The 20930-nt window shown below is 61.0% G+C and carries 19 protein-coding genes; 3 read left to right on the top strand and 16 right to left on the bottom strand.

The genetic code is table 11. The features are described 5' to 3' along the window. Nucleotides 1–23: 23 nt before the first annotated feature. Nucleotides 24–2255 (top strand): putative bifunctional diguanylate cyclase/phosphodiesterase, encoded by a 2232-nt coding sequence (locus GZH91_RS14490; protein WP_147070212.1) that lies wholly within the window; start codon nucleotides 24–26, stop codon nucleotides 2253–2255. Between the two features lie 148 nt (nucleotides 2256–2403). Here the strand turns inward: GZH91_RS14490 and recQ are convergent, their stop codons facing one another. The 3 genes from recQ to hslO are packed head-to-tail and all read right to left on the bottom strand — an operon-like array spanning nucleotide 2404 to nucleotide 6232. After that, the gene (gene recQ / locus GZH91_RS14485) at nucleotides 2404–4263 is read right to left on the bottom strand and encodes a DNA helicase RecQ (protein WP_198415324.1); all 1860 of its coding nucleotides are present in this window, start codon (nucleotides 4261–4263) and stop codon (nucleotides 2404–2406) included. Then, nucleotides 4251–5342, bottom strand: a complete 1092-nt coding sequence (gene corA, locus GZH91_RS14480) for a magnesium/cobalt transporter CorA (RefSeq protein ID WP_147070216.1) — start codon at nucleotides 5340–5342, stop codon at nucleotides 4251–4253. Before corA ends, recQ begins: the two co-directional genes overlap by 13 nt. An 11-nt stretch (nucleotides 5343–5353) precedes the next feature. Beyond that, a complete protein-coding gene (gene hslO, locus GZH91_RS14475; protein ID WP_147070217.1) occupies nucleotides 5354–6232 on the bottom strand; it encodes an Hsp33 family molecular chaperone HslO in 879 nt (292 codons plus the stop codon). A gap of 191 nt (nucleotides 6233–6423) precedes the next feature. Here hslO and GZH91_RS14470 point away from each other — a divergent pair, with 191 nt between their 5' ends. Next, complete coding sequence (locus GZH91_RS14470; RefSeq protein WP_147070219.1) at nucleotides 6424–8739, top strand: Tex family protein; 2316 nt, start codon at nucleotides 6424–6426, stop codon at nucleotides 8737–8739. Between the two features lie 11 nt (nucleotides 8740–8750). Here the strand turns inward: GZH91_RS14470 and GZH91_RS14465 are convergent, their stop codons facing one another. From GZH91_RS14465 to GZH91_RS14405, 13 genes are all read right to left on the bottom strand, one after another. After that, a complete protein-coding gene (locus tag GZH91_RS14465) occupies nucleotides 8751–10436 on the bottom strand; it encodes an ArnT family glycosyltransferase (RefSeq protein WP_147070221.1) in 1686 nt (561 codons plus the stop codon). 132 nt (nucleotides 10437–10568) lie between these two features. Further along, nucleotides 10569–11465: a polysaccharide deacetylase family protein gene (locus GZH91_RS14460; protein WP_147070282.1), complete on the bottom strand. Its 897-nt coding sequence runs from the start codon at nucleotides 11463–11465 to the stop codon at nucleotides 10569–10571. Between the two features lie 205 nt (nucleotides 11466–11670). Then, nucleotides 11671–11913: a DUF5615 family PIN-like protein gene (locus tag GZH91_RS18450; protein ID WP_198415322.1), complete on the bottom strand. Its 243-nt coding sequence runs from the start codon at nucleotides 11911–11913 to the stop codon at nucleotides 11671–11673. A 27-nt stretch (nucleotides 11914–11940) separates the two neighbouring features. Continuing rightward, nucleotides 11941–12267 (bottom strand): DUF433 domain-containing protein, encoded by a 327-nt coding sequence (locus tag GZH91_RS18445; protein ID WP_147070284.1) that lies wholly within the window; start codon nucleotides 12265–12267, stop codon nucleotides 11941–11943. A 10-nt stretch (nucleotides 12268–12277) separates the two neighbouring features. Continuing rightward, complete coding sequence (locus GZH91_RS14445) at nucleotides 12278–12532, bottom strand: DUF2442 domain-containing protein (RefSeq protein WP_147070223.1); 255 nt, start codon at nucleotides 12530–12532, stop codon at nucleotides 12278–12280. After that, nucleotides 12516–12758 (bottom strand): DUF4160 domain-containing protein, encoded by a 243-nt coding sequence (locus GZH91_RS14440; RefSeq protein WP_147070225.1) that lies wholly within the window; start codon nucleotides 12756–12758, stop codon nucleotides 12516–12518. The genes GZH91_RS14445 and GZH91_RS14440 overlap by 17 nt, the downstream gene beginning before the upstream one ends. A gap of 151 nt (nucleotides 12759–12909) precedes the next feature. Further along, nucleotides 12910–13953 carry a bifunctional UDP-4-keto-pentose/UDP-xylose synthase gene (locus tag GZH91_RS14435; protein WP_147070227.1) on the bottom strand — a complete coding sequence of 348 codons (1044 nt, stop codon included), beginning with the start codon at nucleotides 13951–13953 and terminating at the stop codon, nucleotides 12910–12912. A gap of 44 nt (nucleotides 13954–13997) precedes the next feature. Beyond that, on the bottom strand, nucleotides 13998–14918 hold the full coding sequence (locus GZH91_RS14430) for a formyltransferase (protein ID WP_147070229.1): 921 nt from the start codon (nucleotides 14916–14918) through the stop codon (nucleotides 13998–14000). Continuing rightward, complete coding sequence (locus GZH91_RS14425) at nucleotides 14915–15865, bottom strand: glycosyltransferase (RefSeq protein WP_147070231.1); 951 nt, start codon at nucleotides 15863–15865, stop codon at nucleotides 14915–14917. The genes GZH91_RS14430 and GZH91_RS14425 overlap by 4 nt, the downstream gene beginning before the upstream one ends. Continuing rightward, nucleotides 15862–16986, bottom strand: coding sequence for a DegT/DnrJ/EryC1/StrS family aminotransferase (locus GZH91_RS14420; protein WP_147070233.1), 1125 nt, complete (start codon nucleotides 16984–16986; stop codon nucleotides 15862–15864). The genes GZH91_RS14425 and GZH91_RS14420 overlap by 4 nt, the downstream gene beginning before the upstream one ends. Before the next feature lie 2 nt (nucleotides 16987–16988). After that, nucleotides 16989–17360, bottom strand: a complete 372-nt coding sequence (locus GZH91_RS14415) for an SMR family transporter (protein WP_147070235.1) — start codon at nucleotides 17358–17360, stop codon at nucleotides 16989–16991. Further along, nucleotides 17357–19015 (bottom strand): ArnT family glycosyltransferase, encoded by a 1659-nt coding sequence (locus GZH91_RS14410; RefSeq protein ID WP_223264457.1) that lies wholly within the window; start codon nucleotides 19013–19015, stop codon nucleotides 17357–17359. Before GZH91_RS14410 ends, GZH91_RS14415 begins: the two co-directional genes overlap by 4 nt. A 120-nt stretch (nucleotides 19016–19135) precedes the next feature. After that, entirely contained in the window at nucleotides 19136–20155 is a 1020-nt protein-coding gene (locus GZH91_RS14405; protein WP_147070236.1) for an AI-2E family transporter, read from the bottom strand. Nucleotides 20156–20304: 149 nt separating this feature from the next. Between GZH91_RS14405 and GZH91_RS14400 the strand changes: the two genes are divergently transcribed. Beyond that, nucleotides 20305–20904, top strand: coding sequence for a peroxiredoxin (locus GZH91_RS14400; RefSeq protein ID WP_147070238.1), 600 nt, complete (start codon nucleotides 20305–20307; stop codon nucleotides 20902–20904). The last annotated feature ends 26 nt before the right edge of the window (nucleotides 20905–20930 follow it).

The raw sequence follows: 20930 nt of genomic DNA, 5'->3' as shown, positions 1-20930 counted from the left end.
CCGGCATGGGCGCTTGACAAGCCATGCAGGCATTCTGGATACAGGCCGGTTTTATTCCCCGTGCACGCCAGCTGGCAGCGCTGCTGGGGCTGGCTGTTGCCTATATTGCAGCAGCGCGGTTTGGTCTCTGGCTGGCGGCATTCATGCACCCCAGCGTCAGTGCAATCTGGCCCGCCAGCGGGTTGGCGCTGGCGGCGCTGGTACTGTTTGGCAGGCGCCTGTGGCCAGGTGTTTTGTTGGGCGCATTTATTGCCAACTGGGTGGACCTGGATTGGCACACTGCCCTGACAATTGGTGCAGGGAATACGCTGGAAGCCGTCACAGCACTGTGGTTGCTCAATCGCTTCGACAAGTTTCACTCCCGCCTGGAGCGCATGCGCGATGTAATCAAACTGGCCCTGTTCGCCGCACCCGTTGCCAGCCTGGTGAGTGCGGTGGTGGGGGTGGCCGCGCTGGTGATGAGCGGTCTGCTGCCTGCTGAACGGTTCGCGCAGGCAGGATGGAGCTGGTGGCTGGGTGACATTATCGGCTGCCTGTTATTTGCCCCGCCGCTCATGGTGTGCTACCACTATTGGCAATCGGGTAAATATGCGGCTCCAGCTGTCGAGGTGTGGGTGGTGCTGGCACTCATGCTGGTATTGACCGGGTTACCCATAACAGGTTTGGATATTCTGCCCGGCCGCGACGGCGGACATTACCAGCTGTTTGTATTTGTGATCTGGGCAGCGTTGCGCCTGGGGCTGCCTGCCACCACCCTCGTCATCCTGTGCGCTGCGGCGCTGGCCACTGCGTCTACCCTGATGGGCAGTGGCACGCTGGTCCACCACGTCGCCTATCCGGTACTGGTGAACTTGCAAACCATGCTGGTGATGATTGCGCTGTCCGGCCTGCTGGTGGCGGCGGCGATCGCCGAGCGCAAGCATACCGAGTGGCAGCTGGATCAGTTGGCGCGCTTCGATACCTTGACCGGACTCGCCAACCGTGCGGCATTCCAGGAATATCTGGATCGCGCCACTGCCCACGCCCAGCGTCATGGCGGCAACGTGGCGCTGCTTTATCTCGATCTCGATCACTTCAAGAATATCAATGACACGCTTGGCCATCAGGCAGGCGACGAGCTGTTGCAGATCGTTGCCGCGCGCATCAAGGCCAGCGTACGCAACGAGGACTATGTTGCCAGACTGGGCGGGGATGAGTTCACCGTATTGGTCATTGGCAATCAAGCCGCCCGCGCCGCTGCTGCTGTGGCGCAGAAGATACTGCAAACCCTGAACGAGCCGGTTAGCCTGCTCGGGCGGGATTACATCATGTCTGCCAGCATCGGCATCAGCGCGTTGCGTGGTTCGATTACCACCACGGGCGGAACGGTGATTTTGGATGACGCTCAGGAGTTGATGCGCCAGGCCGATACCGCCATGTACCGCGCCAAGCAGCAGCACTGTGGCTTCCTGTATTTCAATTCGAGCATGAATATCGCCGGCAAGCGCCAGTTGTTTCTGGAAAGCGGCCTGCGCCGCGCGCTGGAACATAACGAATTCGAGCTGTATTACCAGCCCAAAATTCATGTTACCAAGGGCCATATCACGGGTGCCGAAGCCCTGTTGCGCTGGCGCCACCCGCGTAGCGGCATCATTGGTCCGGATCGGTTCATTGCGGACATCGAGACTACCAGCCTGATCGAGCCGGTCGGTGAGTGGGTGCTGCGCGAGGCCTGCCAGCAGATGGTGGCATGGTGCCACGCCGGGCTGGCCGGACAGCGTGTAGCGGTGAACCTGTCCGCGCGCCAGTTTTCCCAACCCGATCTGTTGCTGGTGGTGGATCAGATCCTGCAGGAAACCGGTCTGAAAGCCGGCAATCTGGAACTGGAGATTAGCGAAACCACTGCCATGAGTGACGCCGGGCAGACACTAAAAATCCTGACTGCACTCAAACAGCGCGGCGTGCATTTGTGCATTGACAGCTTCGGCACCGGCTACTCCAGCCTGGGTTATCTCAAACGTTTCCCGATCGATGCGATAAAAATCGATCATTCCTTTATCCAGGAACTGGGGCGCGACAATGACGCAGCCGCCATCGTCACCGCCATTATCCAGCTCGCTCACAGCATGAGTATTGCTGTGATTGCAGAGGGTGTGGAAACCACAGCGCAACGCGATTTTCTGGTGCAGCATGGCTGCGACGAGATTCAGGGGTTTTTGTACAGCATGCCGCTGCCGGCAGAAGACTACGCGGAATTATTCGGACAGCACGCCTAAGCCCGCCGCCTGTTTATGCGCCTGTTTATGCGCCAGCCGTGAACAGACAGGCGCCTCATCCGGTTTGTCCTGGAAAAAGCGGTTAAACACAGTGAAGGCAAGAGGCAAAGATCAAGCCCGGCGAGGGGTCCTGGATTTTGCCTTCCTGTTACTTCCGTGTTCCCCGTGACCACCCGTGGCGAATGGCGTTTTCTGGTCTATCCAAGCTCTGCCCAGCCGCATTCACCACCGCCAGTATGCCTGCGCCGTAGGCCTCCAGCTTGCGCGCGCCGACGCCGGAGACGCTGCCCAGTTCGTCCAGCGTGGCCGGACGGAGCTGTGCAATCTGCGCCAAAGTGGAGTCGTGAAAAATGACATAGGCCGGGACGTTGTGCTCGCGGGCGGCGGCCTGGCGCCATATGCGCAGTTTTTCGAACAGCGCGTCGTCCACCGGGTTTTCCGGGGCGGCGATGGGACGGCGCGATTTGCGCGAGGTTTTACTGGCGATTTCCTGTCGCATCCAGACCTGCTGCTCGCCTTTCAGCACCGCACGGCTTTTGTCGGTCAGGGTGAGCGCGCCGAAGGCGTCGTGATCCACGCCCATCAGGCCCTGTGCCACTAACTGGCGAAACACCGCGCGCCAGCCCTTTTCGTCGATCTCCGCACCCACACCGAATACCGTGAGTTTGTCATGTCCCCACTGCTGCACCTTGTCGGTGGCGTGGCCGCACAGCACGTCGATCAGGTGCACCGCACCGAAGCGGCTGCCGGTGCGGTACACGGCGGACAACGCCTTTTGCGCCGCCACGGTGCCGTCCCAGGTGGCCGGCGGGCTGATGCACACGTCGCAGTTGCCGCAGGGCTCGGCGTCCTCACCGAAATAGTTGAGCAGGCGCACGCGCCGGCAGGTGGTGGCTTCGCACAGCGCGAGCAGCGCGTCGAGCTTGGCCAGTCCGACGCGCTTGAATTGCAGGTCGGCGTCACCGGACTCGATCATGCGCCGCTGCTGCACCACGTCGGTGAGACCGTAGGTCATCCAGGCATCGGCAGGCGCGCCGTCGCGCCCGGCGCGGCCGGTTTCCTGATAGTAGCCTTCGATGCTCCTGGGCAGGTCGAGATGCGCCACGAAACGTACGTCGGGTTTGTCGATGCCCATGCCGAACGCAATTGTTGCGGCCATGACTATGCCATCTTCACGCAGGAAGATGTCCTGATTGCGCTGGCGTGTTTGTACGTCCATGCCAGCGTGGTAGGGCAGGGCGCGGATGCCGTGTTTTTCCAGCCAGGCCGCAGTTTCTTCTACCTTCCTGCGCGACAGGCAATAGACAATGCCCGCGGCGCCGCTGTGTTCGGCCTGGATAAAGTCGAGCAGCTGCTTGCGCGGGTCGGCTTTCTCCACAATCTGGTAGCGGATATTGGGGCGATCGAAGCTGGAGACGAACTGGCGCGCGTCTTCCAGTTGCAGGCGGGTGACAATCTCGGCGCGGGTTTGCGCGTCCGCGGTGGCGGTGAGCGCGATGCGCGGCACCTTGGGAAAACGCTGGTGCAGCAGCGAAAGCTGAATGTATTCCGGGCGGAAATCATGCCCCCATTGCGATACGCAGTGCGCCTCGTCAATCGCGAACAGCGCCAGTTCGGCCCGCTCCAGCAGATCCAGAAAACGCGGCGTGACCAGCCGTTCCGGCGCGACGTAGAGCAGATCCCACGCGCCGCGCAGAAAGGCTTGTTCCACTGCGGCAGCCTGCTGCGCCGACAATGCGGAATTCAGATAGGCGGCGCGCACGCCGACTTCGCGCAGCGCTGCCACCTGGTCGTGCATCAGCGCAATCAGCGGCGACACCACCACCCCAGTCCCTTCGCGCAGCAGCGCGGGAATCTGGTAACACAGCGACTTGCCGCCGCCGGTGGGCATCAGCACCAGCGCATCGCCGCCGCCCGCCACCTGCTCCACCACCTCGGCCTGGCGCCCGCGAAACGCCGGGTAGCCGAATACCGTGTTGAGCAGGGAAAGCGCGTTCAGCGCAGCCAATTGCGCCGCCAGAATATTGCCACCATGATCAGCGCAATCGTGGCCATCAGACCCAACGCCAGGCCGAAGCCATGCGGCAGATCGAGCACGGGCATGTGTTTGAAATTCATGCCGAAAATTCCCGTCACTAGCGTGGCCGGCATGAACAGTGTGGTAATCACCGTGAGCGCGCGCAGTTCAATGTTAAAGCGGTTGCTCAGACTGGACAGGTAAATGTCCAGCATCCCCGCCTGCAGGTCGCGCAGCGCCTCGATGGATTCGACGATGTGCACGGTATGGTCGTACACGTCGCGCAGATACACACCGGTGCCGGGCTGGAAAAATCCTTCCTCGTTGCGGATCATCGTATTCAACACTTCACGCAGCGGCCACACCGCACGCCGCAAATTATGCGTGGCGCGACGCAACTGGTGCAGGGTTTGCAGCGAAGCCTGATTCGGCTTGTCGAGCAGCGCGTCTTCCAGTTCCTCGGTGTTCACGCTCAACTGTTCCAGCACTACGAAGTACTGATCTACGAGCGCATCGAGCAAGGCGTAAGCCAGATAGTCTGCGCCCAGTTTGCGGATCTGCCCGCGCGCGCTGCGCAGGCGTTCGCGCACGGGCTCGAAGGTGCCGGATGATTGCTCCTGAAAGCTCAACACCGTGTTGCGCGCCAGCACCAGGCTCACCTGATCCGAGCTCACGCTCAAGGTGTCGGCGTCATAGCTCAAATAGCGCGCCACCACGAACAGATAGTCTCCATACGACTCAACCTTGGGACGCTGGTCGGTGTTGAGAATATCCTCCTGCACCAGCGGGTGCAGCTGGTAACGGGTGCCGATTTCGCGCATCACCGTTGCATCCTGCAGGCCATACAGATTCAGCCATCGCGTGGCATGAGCAGACTGGTGCGCACGCCACGCGGCCAGATCGGGAAAATGCGTTTCCGCCAGGCCGGTGTCATCGTATTCGATCACTGACAGCGCAGGCACAGGTGTCTTCACCTCACCCACGTATACCAGCGAGCCCGGCGGCAGCCCGGCTTTTTTGGCGCGATGCCTACGCGGGCGGTGATGATTGGTGCGCTGGGTTTTGAACATGGCGGATGACCTCAATGTTTAATCTGCGGCGCCTGTACCGGTGCCACCGCCACAAACAGCTGTGCCGCGTCCACCGGATCGAACTTGTATTGCCGGTTGCAGAACTCGCAGCGCACTTCAATCTCGCCGCGCTCCGCCAGTACCGATTCCACTTCATCACGGCCCAGCATTTTCATCATCTCACCCACTCGTTCGCGCGAGCAGGTGCAGCGGAAGCTGACCAGCTCGGCTTCGAACACGCGGACATCTTCCTCGTGAAACAGGCGCTGCAGGATGGCATCGGCTGGCACAGTGAGCAACTCTTCCGGTTTCAGTGTGGCAGCCAGATGCATGGCGCGATTCCAGGCATCCGCATCAGTGGTTTCCACCCCCGGCAGGCGCTGGATCAACATGCCGGCGGCGCGCCGACTATTGGCAGCCAGGTGAATTTGCGTGTCGAGCTGTTCGGAGCTTTGCATATAGTGCGTCAGCGCCTCGGCCACGCTCGCGCCTGCCAGCGGAACGATGCCCTGATAGTTCTGTTTGCCGCTGGCGGATTGGTCGAGGGTGATGACGAAGCGGCCTTCTCCCAGCAGCACATCCAGACTGCCTGCCGGCACTTCCCCTTCCCACTTGGCCGTGGCGCGCAGGGTGCGGTCGGAGGTGGCTTCCACCACCACCAGCTTGACCGCGCCGCTGCCCTGCATTTGCAGAATCATGCTGCCGTCGAATTTGAGGATGGCGCTAAGCAGCGCGGCGGCGGCCATCAGTTCGCCCAGCAGGGTTTGCAGCGGTAGCGGGTAAACGGCGTGTTTCAGCACTTCCTGCCAGGTGGCGTCGAGGCTGACCAGTTCGCCGCGCACCGGGGCGGATTCGAACAGGAAACGGGTGAGGGTATCGGTTGTGGGCATCGATTTTGTCTTTAAAAAGGCGTTTGCCACGGAGGGAACGGAGAACACGGGATTAAAAAACAAGAACTGCCTGCCTGGATTTTCCTCCATGTTCTCCGTGCCCTCCGTGGCTAAATAGGTTTCAAGATTATACCTTGCCAGCCTGACGTGCTTTCTGCATAGTTGCAGGCTTTCATTTGCCATTGCCCGACATGCTGCCTTCCATCGAACACCGTATCGCCACTGCGCTCAACGCCCGTCCCAGCCAGGTCGCCGCTGCCATTGCCCTGCTCGACGAAGGCGCCAGCGTGCCGTTCATTTCGCGCTACCGCAAGGAAGCCACCGGTGGGCTGGACGACACCCAGATGCGCAATCTGGAACAACAGCTGGGCTATCTGCGTGAGCTGGAAGACCGGCGCAGCAGCATTCTTGCCAGCATCACCGGGCAGGGCAAGCTGACGCCGGAACTGCAACGCGAGATCGCCCACGCCGATACCAAGCAATTGCTGGAAGATCTTTACCTGCCGTACAGGCAGAAGCGCCGCACTAAAGCGCAGATTGCCAAAGAGGCGGGGCTGGAGCCGCTGGCCGAGCGCCTGCTGAACGACCCGACGCTGGCACCCGACGCGGAAGCCGCCCGCTATGTAAACATCGACAGGGGCGTGGCCGATATAAAAAGCGCGCTGGAAGGCGCACGCCACATCCTGATGGAACGCTTTGGCGAAGACGCCGTGCTGCTCGGCCAGCTGCGCGCGCATCTTGAGGAAAACGGCGTGCTGGTGTCCAGTGTGGCCGAGGGCAAAGAAGAAGCGGGCGCGAAGTTCCGCGACTACTTCGACTACCGCGAGCCGCTCAGGGCGGTACCGCCGCATCGGGCGCTGGCGCTGTTCCGCGGGCGCAACGAGGACATGTTGCGGATAGCGCTGAAGCTGCCGGAAGAGCTGGATGAGGCCGCACCTGCCAATCCGTGCGAGGGCATGGTCGCGACCCGTTTCGGCATCGCCAGCCAGGGCCGCGCCGCCGACAAATGGCTGGCCGAGACGGTGCGCTGGACCTGGCGCGTGAAGCTCGCGCTGCATCTTGAACTGGACTTGCTGGGAGGTTTGCGCGAGCGCGCCGAGGAAGAGGCCATCCGCGTATTCGCGCGCAACCTGCACGACCTGTTGCTGGCCGCGCCGGCCGGCCCGCGTGCCACCATCGGCCTCGATCCCGGCCTGCGCACCGGCGTCAAGGTGGCGGTGGTGGATGCCACCGGCAAGCTGCTCGATACTGCCACCATTTATCCTCATGTGCCGCGCAACGACTGGGACGGTGCGTTGCACACACTCTCCCTGCTGGCGCACAGGCACGGCGCGCAACTGATCAGCATCGGCAACGGCACTGCCTCGCGCGAGACCGACAAGCTGGCTGCCGAACTGATCAGCCAGCATCCTCAACTCAAGCTTGCCAAGGTCGTGGTGTCGGAAGCCGGCGCGTCGGTATACTCCGCCTCGGAATTCGCCGCACGCGAATTCCCGCAACTCGACGTCAGCCTGCGCGGCGCGGTGTCCATCGCGCGGCGCCTGCAGGATCCATTGGCAGAGCTGGTGAAGATTGATCCGAAATCCATCGGCGTCGGCCAGTACCAGCACGATGTCAGCCAGTTCAAACTCGCCAGGAGCCTGGACGCAGTGGTGGAAGACTGCGTCAATGCCGTGGGCGTGGATGTGAACATGGCTTCGGTAGCGCTGCTGGCGCGCATTTCCGGGCTGTCCACCGCGCTCGCGGAAAACATCGTGGCCTATCGCGATACCTACGGCGCCTTCTCCAGTCGCGAAGCGTTAAAACAGGTGCCGCGCCTGGGTGCGAAAACCTTCGAGCAGGCGGCGGGATTCCTGCGCGTGCGTGGCGACAATCCGCTCGATGCGAGCGCCGTCCACCCGGAAGCCTACCCGCTGGCGCAGCGCATCCTCACCGATCTGCTGGCGCGCCTGGACGGCAACGCCGACGGCCGCGCGCTGATTGGCCAGAGCGGCGTGTTCAATGCAGTGGATGCCAGGCACTACACCGACGACCGCTTCGGCCTGCCCACGGTGCAGGACATTCTGCGCGAACTGGAAAAACCCGGCCGCGATCCGCGCCCGGCGTTCAAGGCCGCCGCCTTCAAGGATGGCGTGGAAGAGCTCAAGGATTTACAGCCCGGCATGGTGCTCGAAGGCGTGGTCACCAACGTGACCAACTTCGGCGCGTTTGTGGACGTAGGCGTACATCAGGACGGCCTGGTGCACATCTCCGCGCTGGCAGACAAATTTGTCAAGGACCCGCACAGCGTTGTCAAAGCGGGCGATGTGGTGAAGGTGAAGGTGCTGGAGGTGGATGTGCCACGCAAGCGGGTGGCGCTGACCATGCGGCTGGGGGAGGCTGCACCGGCTGCCCGGGACAAGACCGGACACCAGGCCACGCCGAAACAGGCCAGGCAGGCTGCTGCTCCTGCAGCGGCGGGCGGGGCACTGGCCGATGCGCTGGCACGGGCGCTGCGCAATAAATAAGTTGCCGGGCGTCAGCGCACGAACAACCAGAAGCGCTCCTTGTCATCCCCGGGCCGCCCGCCCTGCCATACCTGTCGCCAGTCCGGTGTGAGCTGGCCGGGTGGATTGTCTACCGAGCCTTCCACCAGCAGTACGTCGCAATTCACGTTGGGGTGAATTTCACGGCGCAGCGTTTGCACGCCGATAAAATAATCCAGCATGCCGCGCTCGGATTCGCCCAGGCCGATACTTTCAACACAGCTGCGCTGCGCAGGCAGATGCGGTTGCATCGCCACAAATACACCGCGGTAGCTCTTGGCGTCGTCCAGCCACGGCAGCCACAGCGTGGCAAACAACACCCAGCTCAGCGTGAGGCCGGCGGCAAAACTCACGATAGCGCGCTCATACAGCCGGGGCAGCCCATACCAGGCGACGAGCCAGACCAGCGTCGCCAGCGCGGCCACGCTGACCGCCAGCGGCAGAAACGGCATGACAAAACCGGCGGGCAACACGCGTGTGAGGAACCTCCAGTGCGGCGCGTGACCGCTGACGATCATGCTGCCCCATACCCCCCAGAACAGCGCCGCCAACGCACCGAAAAACAGCCGTGCGCCCCAATCCAGCCAGCGGCTCAAACCAGCAGACAACGTCGCTGCCTGCGGTGCAGCCAGCAGCGCCAGCGCCACCAGCAGGGGCAGGCCGTAAGACGTGCGCGCCGAAGCCGAAGTCAGCAGCACCGCCAGATACACGCCAAAGCTGACCAGTCCCAGTTGCAGCGGTGCGCTGTGACGAATGTCATGACGCCGTTGCCAGACGCTGGCCAACGCCAGCAACAAGGCAGGAAAGGCAAACCACAGCAGCGTTTCCGGCCAGAACCAGGGCTCGTTGTTGGCACCCAGTTCAGCAACCGAAAAGCCCAGATAGCGGCCGATGTTATTGAGCCAGAACCACACATAAAACTCATGCGGCGCACGCAGATACAGGGCAATCGGCCAGATCAGCAGCCACGGCAGCGCCACCACGAACGCCACCCCGAGGCTGCGCGCGTAGATTCTGCTGCGCCAGGCGTGAAATAGCAGCGGCAACAGCAGCGCGGCCACGCCGACCGCGCCTGGCACCAGCACGCCTTTGCCGAGAAAGCCGACACCGGCGCCCACACCCAGCCAGACACCGGCTAAAAGTGGGCGCGCACGGCTGAGGAGAAAGCCATAGCTGGCGATGGCAAAACCGGCCAGCATCGGCACATCGGTGATCATGATGTGGCTCTCATAGAGCAGGCCAAAGCAGCTCATCAGCACCAGCACGGCGTGGCGGCCATGCCCCGCTCCCCAGGCATGCCGTGCCGCCAGCCCTGCAAACAGGAAAGTGATCGCCATGAATACGCCGGTAGCCAGGCGCGCGCCGTCATACAGCGGCAGCCAGCCTGAAAAACCGTGTGCCAGCAGCGCACCCAGCCAGTAATACAGCGGCGGCTTTTCCATGAAAGGCTCGCCCGCCAGCTGCGGCACGACCCAGTCATGGCTCTGCAACATCCGGTAGAGGATGTCGAAGACGTAAGTTTCATCCTGCTTCCACGGGTCGTGCCCGATCAGGCCGGGCAGCACATACGCCGTTGCCAGCAACAGAAACCAGCCAAAAGAGATGTGTAAACGGGGGGATGCGATGGCCTGATTCAGCCCACTGCTTGCAAGCCGGTCAGGCTGAAGGTTTTTTGCCATGATTTTTTTTCAGTCGTTTTTTATGGGCAGCAGTGCACCCGGAGAAAAATGCTCAGATTGGTAGCGCTGATTTATTCTCGGAGGGGCGCATTATTAACCAGCCAGGCTTACAAGTTGCTTAAAGGCGGCACATTAGGCCTGCACTGCAAGCGTCCCCGAGCGCCCCGCAATCTCGCCCTGGCGCACGGCAAGACGCGGCAGGGCGGTCACATCCAGCGCAGCAAAGTAGTCGGCCAGAGAAACCAGGGTGTAGCCCTGGCGCTGCCAGCCAGTGAGCAGGCGTTTGAACACCGGGGCGAGTTTCATGCCTTCGAGTTCGGCGTGCAGGGTGTAGACGTGTCCGGTAGGCGTGTCGGCCTGGGTCAGGGCCAGCACGGCATCGGCGACGTTATCGGTATCCAGGCCGTCGGCGCCGATCAACTCATCCAGTGTCGGCAGGGTAGTGGGCAGTTGTGGACAACAGGTTTGCCCGTTTGCCAGCAGCGGGATGAAGGGGTGGGTGCCACGTGTGTCGGAGCAATACGCCATGCCCCACAGTTGTTCCTGCACAAAGGCAGCGTCGTTCATCTGCCAGCCTGCCGCGCCATGGGTAGGTGCGGGCTGGCCGAAAACTTCGGTGTAACGCTGCATGGCGCGCGCCATTTCGCGCTGCGTCCAGGCGGCGTCCTTGCCGGTCACATGGTCCTGCCATTTGACGTGGTCGAAGGTATGAATGCCGGTCTCGAAGCCGGCGTCACGCACGCTGCGCAATATACCGGCGCAGTTGCGGCCGATGTCCGGCCCCGGCAGCAATGTTCCGTAGAGCAGCGTTTTCAGCCCATAGTGTTCCAGCACCGAAGTGCGCGACACTTTTTTCATGAAACCGGGCCGAAACGCACGGCGCAGCGCACGCCCGGTGTGATCGGGTCCGAGGCTGAACAGAAAGGTGGCGCCCGCCTGATGGGATTGCAGCATCTGCACCAGCTGCGGCACGCCTTCACGCGTGCCGCGGTAGGTGTCTACGTCAATTTTCAGGGCAAGCAGGCGCACGGTTTGATCCATTTAATAGAAGGTTGAAAACGCAGGGTGCAATAACGATTGGACACTATGCGGCCTACATGCGCAGTGCCGATTTTATCCCCTCTGCGCCGCCTCGATTTGCCGGTAAAGCCGGGCGGCTGCGGAACTCGCGCTACGCGCTCAGACAGTCCTCGCCGAAACCCCGGCTTGGCACAACTGGCGAAATGCTACATAGCTAGACACAACCTCGTATATCCAGATAGAGGGGAGCCTGGTACCGGAGCCTGGTCCCAGGTCTTGCCTTTTGCCTATCCTGACCCAGACGATGGCAGGTGCGCTTTTGCTGACAGATGCCGGCAAAGTCTTCATCCTGGGTGATAATCACCGCACTGTCTGCCAGGACGTAATCCCATATTTTGCTGTCACTCGCTTTGAGCAGATCAACATCGAGTACATGCTGGCCAGGGCGGGCGGCCACTGCGCATCGACCAGGAAGCGCGGCACGTCAGGCGGCTATCAGGACGGGGTGGTCGAATTGGCGCGCGGCGTACAGCAGCACTGCGGTAATGTCTTCCGCTTCGAGGTAAGGATAATCCGCCAGTATCTGTTCGCGGCTTTCACCTGCAGCCAGCAATTCAAGTATGTCGCTGACGCGTATGCGCATGCCACGAATGCAGGGGCGACCTCCGCATTGATCGGGGTTGCCCGGCAGCAAGTTCTTTCTTTGCTCGTGCAAAGAAATGAACCAAAGAAAGCACGCCCCACCTTGCAGGCCTTCGGTTTCCCCCTGGCGCCGGGAAATGGCTCGGGGTCTAGCCCCGCAACAACACATTTTGCTCGCATCATGCAGCCGCTTTATTGGCATGCGTCCTGTCACCAACGCCCAGCAGCAAATACTCCACGCTGATGTCTTCATCCAACTCATCCCAATGCAGGCCTGTGCCGCCACCGCTGATTTCATAATGAGGCAATTTCTCTGGCGCTGCATTGAGCAAGCGCGGAAAGTAGGCGAGCGGCACGCCCAATTTTCGCCCATCGGCCAGATCGACCCACATCATGTCTTTATCGAAATTGACCGCTCTAGCCAAAGAACTCATTCCAAGCCCTTTCTATGATTTCCCGATTATTGCGCACAAATTGTGCAATATCGTTCAGCTCCGTTGCTGACAAGCCATAGCTACTCGCAAGGTTTATATCGTGCGCAACCCAGAATTTTGCTACCGATTCGCCTTTACGCACATGGATATGCAGTGGCTCTAGCGGATTGCCTTCGTTGGAGTAGAAAAATAGCTTGTACCCTTTGTAGCGCAGGATTACCGGCATAGTCAACTCACCATGATTTACTCAACAACAAAACGTAGCCCGCGTACGCAGTCATTATTGCGCCGAGAGTAAGCATCCAGTGCAAGACATAACAGTGTGCACAAGCCCGGGAAATCTTGAAATTCGCCCAAGCTGCACACGAAATTCCGTCTTAATTCACCAGATCCCGTGCCGCTGCCACCTGATCCTTGTACGCATCAAACACATGTTTCAGTGCCTGCTCCATGGTGTATTCAGGTTTCCAGCCCAGGTCTTTCATGGTGTTTTCGATTTTCGGCACGCGGTTCTGCACGTCCTGGTAGCCTTTGCCGTAGTAGGCGGCCGAAGTGGTTTCCACCATCTTCACCTTGGCTGCGTTGTCCCGGTATTCGGGATAGGATTTGGCCAGTTCCAGCATCATGGTCGCCAGTTCCTTGACCGAGTAATTGTTGACCGGGTTGCCGATGTTGTAGATCTGGCCGCTAGCGACACCGTCCTTGTTTTCGATGATTTTCATCAGCGCGGAAATGCCGTCGGCAACGTAGGTAAACGCGCGTTTCTGGTTGCCGCCGTCCACCAGCTTGATGTCTTCGCCGCGCACGATGTGGCCGAGAAACTGGGTGATGACGCGCGAGCTGCCTTCCTTGGGGGTGTGGATGCTGTCCAGCCCGGCGCCGATCCAGTTGAACGGGCGGAACAGGGTGAAGTCGAGCGCGCCCTGCATGCCGTAGGCCCAGATGACGCGATCCATGAGCTGCTTGGAGCACGAGTAAATCCAGCGCGGCTTGTTGATCGGGCCGAGTACCAGCGCGGAATTTTCCGGGTCGAACTCGGCGTCGGTGCTCATGCCGTAGACTTCGGAGGTGGACGGGAACAGCACGCGTTTGCCGTATTTGACGCACTGGCGGACGATGGGCAGATTGGCCTCGAAATCCAGCTCGAACACCTTGAGCGGGTCGGTGACGTAGGTGGCCGGGGTGGCGATGGCGACCAGCGGCAGCACCACGTCGCACTTCTTGACGTGGTATTCGATCCACTCCTTGTTGATGGTGATGTCGCCCTCGAAGAAGTGGAAGCGCGGGTTGCCGGCAAACTCGGTGACGCGGTCGCGCATCATGTCCATGCCGTAGATTTCCCAGTCGGTGGTTTCCAGGATGCGCTTGGACAGGTGGTGGCCGATGAAACCGTTGACGCCGAGGATGAGGATTTTTTTCATGGGTTCGCCCTTTTTTAATAATGGAAAATTGAATCAGGTGCCGATCAGAGCGGGAAGGGTCCGGCTCCGTAGCGCTGGTAAAAATCAGCGGGACGGATGGCTTCATCGTCCAGCTCCAGTTCAAGAATACGCAGGGTGCCGCCGCCGCCGCAGAGGACATGGCAGGCATCCTGGTCACAATACAATGTCGGACTGGCGCGGGCAGCGGGATGGTCGCCCACTACCCGGCTGCGCAAAATACGCAGCGGCATTCCCTGCACCGTGGTGTATGCGCCCGGATACGGCGGCGCCACGGCGCGGATCAGGTTGTGGATGGTGCTGGCCGATTGCGACCAGTCGATGCGACCATGCTCGGCGCGGCGTGCGCCAAAGTAACCGCCCTGGCTCAAGTCCTGCGGGGTAGCGTGCGCAGTTCCTGCGATCAGGCCTGGCAAGGCACGGTGCAGGGTGATTTCAGCGGCACAGGTGACTTTGCGGAATACGTCGGCCGCCGTGTCATCCCCTAAAATCGGTACCGCCTGCTGATCCACGATATGCCCGGCGTCAGGTTTTACGGTCATGTAATGCAGGGTTGCGCCGGTCTCGCGCTCGCCGTGGATGATTGCCCAGTTCACCGGCACCCGGCCACGGTATTGCGGCAGCAGCGAGCCATGCATGTTCAATGCGCCGCGCCTGGGCAGCGCCAGCAACGGCGCCTTGAGCATCTGCCTGTAGTAGAACGAGAACAGAAAATCCGGTGCCAGCGCGCGGATTGTTTCCACGAATTCCGGCGTATTGGGGTCGTCGGGGGTGACGGCAGGGATGTCGTAGCGCGCGGCAACTTGCGCCACGCTGTCGAACCAGATGGTTTCGCCCGGCGCGTCGGTGTGAGTGACCACCAGCGCCACTTCCACACCCGCGTCGAGCAGCACCGACAGGCAGCGCACGCCGACGTCATGATAGGCAAATACCACGGCGCGGGTCACGGCTGACCGGCTCCGGGCTGCTCCAGCACGGCCTCTATCAAATAACGCGGGCGTTGCCGCACCTGCTGGTAAATGCGCCCGGTGTATTCGCCCAGCAGACCAATGCCGAACAGCACCACGCCTAACAGGAAAAACACAATGGCAAACAATGTGAACACGCCCGCCACTTCCGGGCCGACGAAAATCCGGCGCAGCCCGAGATACACCACAAACAGCGCGGACAGCAGCGACAGCCCCAGCCCGACCATGGAAAATATCTGCAGCGGCACCAATGAGAATCCCGTCACCAGATCGAAATTGAGGCGGATCAGCTTGTACAGCGAATATTTCGATTCGCCCGCCGCACGTTCCTCGTGCGCGACTTGCACCTCGCCGGGGTTGCGCGCGTAGGTGTAGGCCAGCGCCGGAATGAAGGTATTGACCTCTTGACTGTGATTGATTGCCGCAATCACCTCGCGGCTGTAGGCGCGCAACATGCAGCCCTGGTCCGACATCACTACGTGGGTGATGCGCTCGCGCACCTTGTTCATCGCCCACGAGCCGTAGCGCCGCCACGGCGAATCCTGGCGTTGCTGGCGCACGCCGCCGACGTAGTCGTAGCCTTCGTCCATGCGCGCCAGCAGTTTGCCGATTTCTTCCGGCGGGTTTTGCAGGTCGGCGTCGAGCGTCACCACGCGCTCGCCCCGGCAGCGCGAGAACCCGGCCATGATCGCCATATGCTGGCCGAAATTTCCGGCCAGCAGCACCACCCGCGTCACCTCCGGGCGACGCTCATATTGTTCGCGCAGCATCGCGGCGGAACGGTCGCGGCTGCCGTCGTTGATGAAAATGACCTCGTAACTCAGATTCAGCGCATCCAGCGCCGGATACAGGCGGGCGAACAGCACGTCGAGCCCGGCCTCCTCGTTGTATACCGGGATGACGACGGATAGCTGCATGGTGCTCATTGCACCACCTCGCTCAACACCTCGGCACAGGCGCCGCACACCCGTTCGACATCGGCTTCAGACATGGCCGGAAACAATGGCAGCGTGGCGATGCCTGCGCCCACGCGCTCGGCATGCGGGAACCGGCCTGCGCCAAAACCGAGGTTGCGGTACAGCTGGAACAGGTGAATGGGGGGATAGTGCACGCCAATACCCATATTGTGCGCCTTCATGCGCGCGATGAATTCGCCGCGTGTGATGCCCATGCGCTCCAGCGGCAGCACCACCTGGAACATATGCCAGTTGGAATCGGTGAAATTTTCCGGCGGCAGCTCGCAACCGAGGCTGCGGTCGAAGTGCGCGAAATAATGCCGCGCCAGTTCGCGCCGGCGTGCGGTGAATCCATCCAGGTGGCGCAGCTGGCCGAGACCGATGGCGGCAGCGATATCGGTGAGGTTGAATTTGCCGCCAGCCACGTCCACTTCCATGCTGCCATCGGGCAGGCGCACCACACCTTGCAGGCGCAGTTTTTCACACAGGCCGGTGAGGCTGGCGTCGGGCAGCACCAGGCAGCCGCCTTCGCCGGTGGTGATGTTCTTGTTGGCATGGAAACTGAAGGCCACCAGGTCGCCAAAACTGCCGATGGCCCGCCCGCCCCAGCTGGCGCCGAACGACTGTGCGGCGTCTTCGATGACGCGCAACTGGTGCTGGTTGGCGATGGCGTAGAGGCGGTCGCGATCCACCGGCAGCCCGGCCAGATCCACCGCGATGATGGCGCGGGTGCGCGCGGTGATCGCGGCTTCAATCAGGTCAAGGTCAATATTGCGCGTGACCGGGTCAATGTCCACAAACACCGGCGTCGCCCCCGCCAGCACAATTACGTTGGCAGTTGCCACCCACGACAGCGGCGTGGTGATGACTTCGTCGCCGGGCTGGATGTCGATCAGGCGCAAGGCAATCTCCAGTGCGGCGGTACCCGAATTGAGGCTGCGCACCACGCGTCCGCCCATCAGGGTGGCGAGCTGCGCCTCGAATGCCTGCACCTTGGGCCCGCTGGTAATCCAGCCAGAGCGCAGTACGTCGCTGACTTCGGCGATGGTTTGCTCGTCCAGTGACGGGCGCGTGAAAGGTAAGAAATCCATGTTCAGGTTCTAGCCAGCAAAAACACGCCGAAAATAATTACGCCGATGCCGGCGAGGCGCTCCAGCGTGAGCGCCTCGCCAAACAGCCACCACGCCGCCAGCGCGTTGACCACGTAGCCGATCGAGAGCATCGGGTAAGCCAGGCTGACCTCGACGCGCGACAGCGCCATGATCCACACCACTACGCTGATCACGTAACAAGCCAGGCCGCCCAGGATATGCGGCTCGGTGGCGAGCTTGATCCCTACCGGCAGCAGGTTGCCGGCATTGAAGGCAAATGTGCCGACGCTGTTGGTGCCGGCCTTGAGCAGCAGCTGGGCGCAGGCATTGAGCAGCACGCCCGACAGAACCAGTATCCAGCTCACCGCGCTCATGGTGTGGTCACCACTGCGCGGCGTGTATCGCGTGCAATCAAACGCATGGGCAGCCTTTCCTGAACGAACTGGTCATAAGTTGACGGCGACATCACCGCCAGCGCGTAAGGCTGTTGCATCCAGATTTTTTTCCATGCTTCTACGGTCGGTATCCATTTTTTGGGTTCCTGTTCCAGCCCGAATGCCATTTCATCCGTGTGTGCCACCAGCGTTACTGTGCGCTCGATGTACGGCGGCAGCGTTTGCTCGTACATCCCCACGCTGTAAAACGGCACACCCGGCCTGAGGTAAGGCTTGATTTGCTGGGCGATATTGTAGGCCGAACTGGCTGGCGCGAGTGCGTTATAGCCCATGAACGTCAATTGCCCAGCCAGCAATCCGGCCAGCGCCAAGGAAATGACCGCCGGGCGTACCCTGTGGTGATGCGAGAACCACAGTGCCAGCAGCGTGCCTGCCAGCCAGCTGGCCGCCGCCGCCTGGATCCAGGGTACAAAACTGGCATACAGGCTGGCCGGCACCTCGGCGCTGCCTGCACGCACCGCCAATGGTGCAGACACCAATGCGGCCACGGCAATCGGCAGCATGATGATGAGCTGCCAAAACAGCGTCCTGCCGGGTATCCGGCTGAGCCGATCACCGATCAGCAGCGCCAGCGCCGGGAAGATCGGCAGGATATACGGAACCAGCTTGGAATCGGACTTGGAAAAGAACAGGAAGATGAACACCACCCAGATCAGCAGCATGCGGCGCGGCGCAAACTGGCCGCGCGTGGGCGCCTCGCTGCGCCAGGCACGCCAGAGGCCGTCGAACATGGGCAGCAGCCAGGGCAGGATGCCCAGCATCACCACCGGGATAAAGGTATACCAGGGATGCACCCGACCATGAATCGTGGTCAGAAAGCGCATGAAATGCTCGTGCACAAAGAAGAACCACGGGAACTCCGGGTTATCGATGGACACCGTGATGAACCAGGGCGCTGCGATGGCCAGGAAAATCAGCAAACCCGCGCCCAGATGCAAACGCTTCCACAACGCCCAGTCGCGCTGGATCAGGGTATACAACACCAGCACCGCGCCCGGCAAAGCCACGCCGATCAGTCCTTTGCTGAGCATGGACAGGCCCATGCCGGCCCAGCAAACATACATCCACCCGCGAGTTTCCTGCGCGCTCACCCCGTCGCGCTGTGCCAGCAGCATTGCGGCCAGGGTCAAGCCCATGAAAAAGCTGACGCCCATGTCGAGGATATTGATATGCCCCAACATCACATAGAGAAAGCTGCTACCCAGCACCAGGGCGGCCATCAGTCCCGCTTCGCGCCCGAACAGGCGCATGCCGGTGAAATACACCAGCAGGATGCCGAGAAAACCGGTCAGCGCCGACCATAACCGGGCGGTCCAGTTGTGTTCGCCGAACAGCGTGTAAGCCGCCGCGGTGGCCCAGTATTGCAGGGCGGGCTTCTCGAAATACTTGATTCCGTTCAGCCGGGGTGTGTTCCAGTCGCCGCTGGACACCATCTCGCGCGGAATTTCCGCATAGCGGCCCTCATCGGGTCGGACCAGGGCGTTGTAATCGAGGGGAACGAACCAGGTGAACGCCGCAATGATCAGCAGCAACCAGAGCCAGGCGCGCGACAAAGGGGGATGAGCAGTGTTCAAGTAGGGCTTAAGTGTAAGTTTCGGAGCGAAGCGGATTATATCAAACCAGACTTACAGCCGTCTTAAGCGTTTATTCCGCTTTACGTCGCAATGCTGTATTCGTTTGCATGCAAAGCTGAACTAAACCAGTCCGCGTGCCATCAGCTCGTCTTTCAGATAAGCGTAATAAATCGGTGCCGCCACCAGGCCGGCCAGCCCGAAAGCCGCTTCCATCAGTAACATGGCTGCCAGCAGTTCCCAGGCGCGGGCGCGGATCTGGCTGCCGACAATGCGCGCGTTGAGAAAATATTCCAGCTTGTGGATGAAAATCAGGAAGGTCAGAGAGCCAATTGCCACTGCCAGCGACTGACTCAGGCTCACCACGACGATGATGGTATTGGAAATCAGATTGCCGATTACCGGCAGCAGTCCGGCGATGAAGGTGACTGCAATCATGGTTTTGGTCAGCGGCAGGTGGATGCCTGCCAATGGCAAAATCAACACCAGATAAATCGCCGTAAACGTTGCGTTAATCGCGGCAATGCGCACCTGGGCGAACACGATGCGGCGGAACGCCAACCCGAGCCGGCTGATACGCTCTGACAGCGCACGCGCAAACGGTTTGTAATCCTCTATCGCGACCACTTCGCGCAGCGCCACCAGGCCGCCTATAATCATCCCCACCAGGATATGCGCGGTCAGCCGCCCGGCCTCTTTCCCCGCTAGCTGCAATGCGGCGGCATGAGTACGCAGCCACTCTGCGGCTGTTTGCTTGAATGCTTCGGCATCCGCTGGCAACCGTTCAATCACCCAGCCGGGCAGGAGCTTGCGCGAATCCTCAATGATCTGCGCCATTTTGGCAAACAGCATGGGCAGGCTGCCGGAGTCGGAACGGAAAAAGGCGATGAGTCCCACGCATGCCAGAATCAACAGGCTCACCACGGTAAAGGACAGCAACGCCACCGCAATCACCTTGGCACGCTGGCCCGGCAAGTGGCGTGCAATCCATGGCGAGATCAGGTGCACCAACTCGAATACCAGCAGCCCGGCGAGCAGCGCAGGCAGCAAGTGGAACACCAATACAAACAGCAGCGCAGCCGCCGTCGCCAGCCAGGCGGCTATTTCACAGGCAGAGGGACGTGAGGTCAGGGCATCATCCATGGCAAGCCGGTGTGTATGGTTATCATGCCTACAGTTTACCCGGTTTGCCTGGGTTAAATCTTAAGGAAAATTGACAGGCGTCCCGACGCTGGCTAGATTGAAACGGCCTCATTGCAAGGCACCATTTTTTATCACAACAGGAGTTTTTCATGGCAGTTCTCGTCGGCAAAGCCGCACCCGATTTCACCGCAACCGCCGTATTCGGCGACAACGAAATCAAGGACATCACCTTTTCCGAATTCACCAAGGGAAAATATGTCGTGCTGTTTTTCTACCCGCTCGACTTCACCTTCGTGTGCCCGTCCGAACTGATCGCCTTCGATAACCGCCTGGAAGAATTCAACCAGCGCGGCGTGCAAGTCATCGGCGCGTCGATTGATTCCGAATACACCCACCTGGCGTGGAAAAACACCCCGGTCAATAAAGGCGGCATCGGCCAGGTGAAATATCCGCTGCTGGCCGACATCAAACACGAGATTTGCCGCGCTTACGATGTGGAGCTGAACGGCGGTGTGGCGCTGCGCGGGTCGTTTCTGATCGACCGCGCCGGCATCGTGCGTCACCAGGTGGTGAACGACCTGCCGCTGGGGCGCGACGTGGACGAAATGCTGCGCATGATCGACGCGCTGCAATTCACCGAAGAGCACGGCGAAGTGTGCCCGGCAGGCTGGCAAAAGGGCAAGGCCGGCATGGGCGCCTCGCCGGAAGGGGTGGCCAGGTATCTGGCTGAACATGGCGAAAAACTGTAATTCCGGCACGGTGGTCAGACCTTGCA

The sequence above is a fragment of the Sulfuriferula plumbiphila genome (assembly GCF_009938015.1).
Classification (GTDB): domain Bacteria; phylum Pseudomonadota; class Gammaproteobacteria; order Burkholderiales; family Sulfuriferulaceae; genus Sulfuriferula; species Sulfuriferula plumbiphila.
This window is presented reverse-complemented; position numbering and strand designations above follow the sequence as displayed.

What these genes read in the sequence shown, in the direction of transcription:
- GZH91_RS14400 (WP_147070238.1), top strand. Translation starts at nt 20,305, where the DNA reads ATGGCAGTTCTCGTCGGCAAAGCCGCACCCGATTTCACCGCAACCGCC.
- GZH91_RS14425 (WP_147070231.1), bottom strand. Translation starts at nt 15,865, where the DNA reads ATGAGCACCATGCAGCTATCCGTCGTCATCCCGGTATACAACGAGGAG.
- GZH91_RS14440 (WP_147070225.1), bottom strand. Translation starts at nt 12,758, where the DNA reads ATGCCGGTAATCCTGCGCTACAAAGGGTACAAGCTATTTTTCTACTCC.
- GZH91_RS14470 (WP_147070219.1), top strand. Translation starts at nt 6,424, where the DNA reads ATGCTGCCTTCCATCGAACACCGTATCGCCACTGCGCTCAACGCCCGT.
- GZH91_RS14490 (WP_147070212.1), top strand. Translation starts at nt 24, where the DNA reads ATGCAGGCATTCTGGATACAGGCCGGTTTTATTCCCCGTGCACGCCAG.
- GZH91_RS14435 (WP_147070227.1), bottom strand. Translation starts at nt 13,953, where the DNA reads ATGAAAAAAATCCTCATCCTCGGCGTCAACGGTTTCATCGGCCACCAC.
- GZH91_RS14445 (WP_147070223.1), bottom strand. Translation starts at nt 12,532, where the DNA reads ATGAGTTCTTTGGCTAGAGCGGTCAATTTCGATAAAGACATGATGTGG.
- GZH91_RS14405 (WP_147070236.1), bottom strand. Translation starts at nt 20,155, where the DNA reads ATGGATGATGCCCTGACCTCACGTCCCTCTGCCTGTGAAATAGCCGCC.
- corA (WP_147070216.1), bottom strand. Translation starts at nt 5,342, where the DNA reads ATGTTCAAAACCCAGCGCACCAATCATCACCGCCCGCGTAGGCATCGC.
- GZH91_RS14420 (WP_147070233.1), bottom strand. Translation starts at nt 16,986, where the DNA reads ATGGATTTCTTACCTTTCACGCGCCCGTCACTGGACGAGCAAACCATC.
- GZH91_RS18445 (WP_147070284.1), bottom strand. Translation starts at nt 12,267, where the DNA reads ATGTGTTGTTGCGGGGCTAGACCCCGAGCCATTTCCCGGCGCCAGGGG.
- GZH91_RS14465 (WP_147070221.1), bottom strand. Translation starts at nt 10,436, where the DNA reads ATGGCAAAAAACCTTCAGCCTGACCGGCTTGCAAGCAGTGGGCTGAAT.
- GZH91_RS14415 (WP_147070235.1), bottom strand. Translation starts at nt 17,360, where the DNA reads ATGAGCGCGGTGAGCTGGATACTGGTTCTGTCGGGCGTGCTGCTCAAT.
- hslO (WP_147070217.1), bottom strand. Translation starts at nt 6,232, where the DNA reads ATGCCCACAACCGATACCCTCACCCGTTTCCTGTTCGAATCCGCCCCG.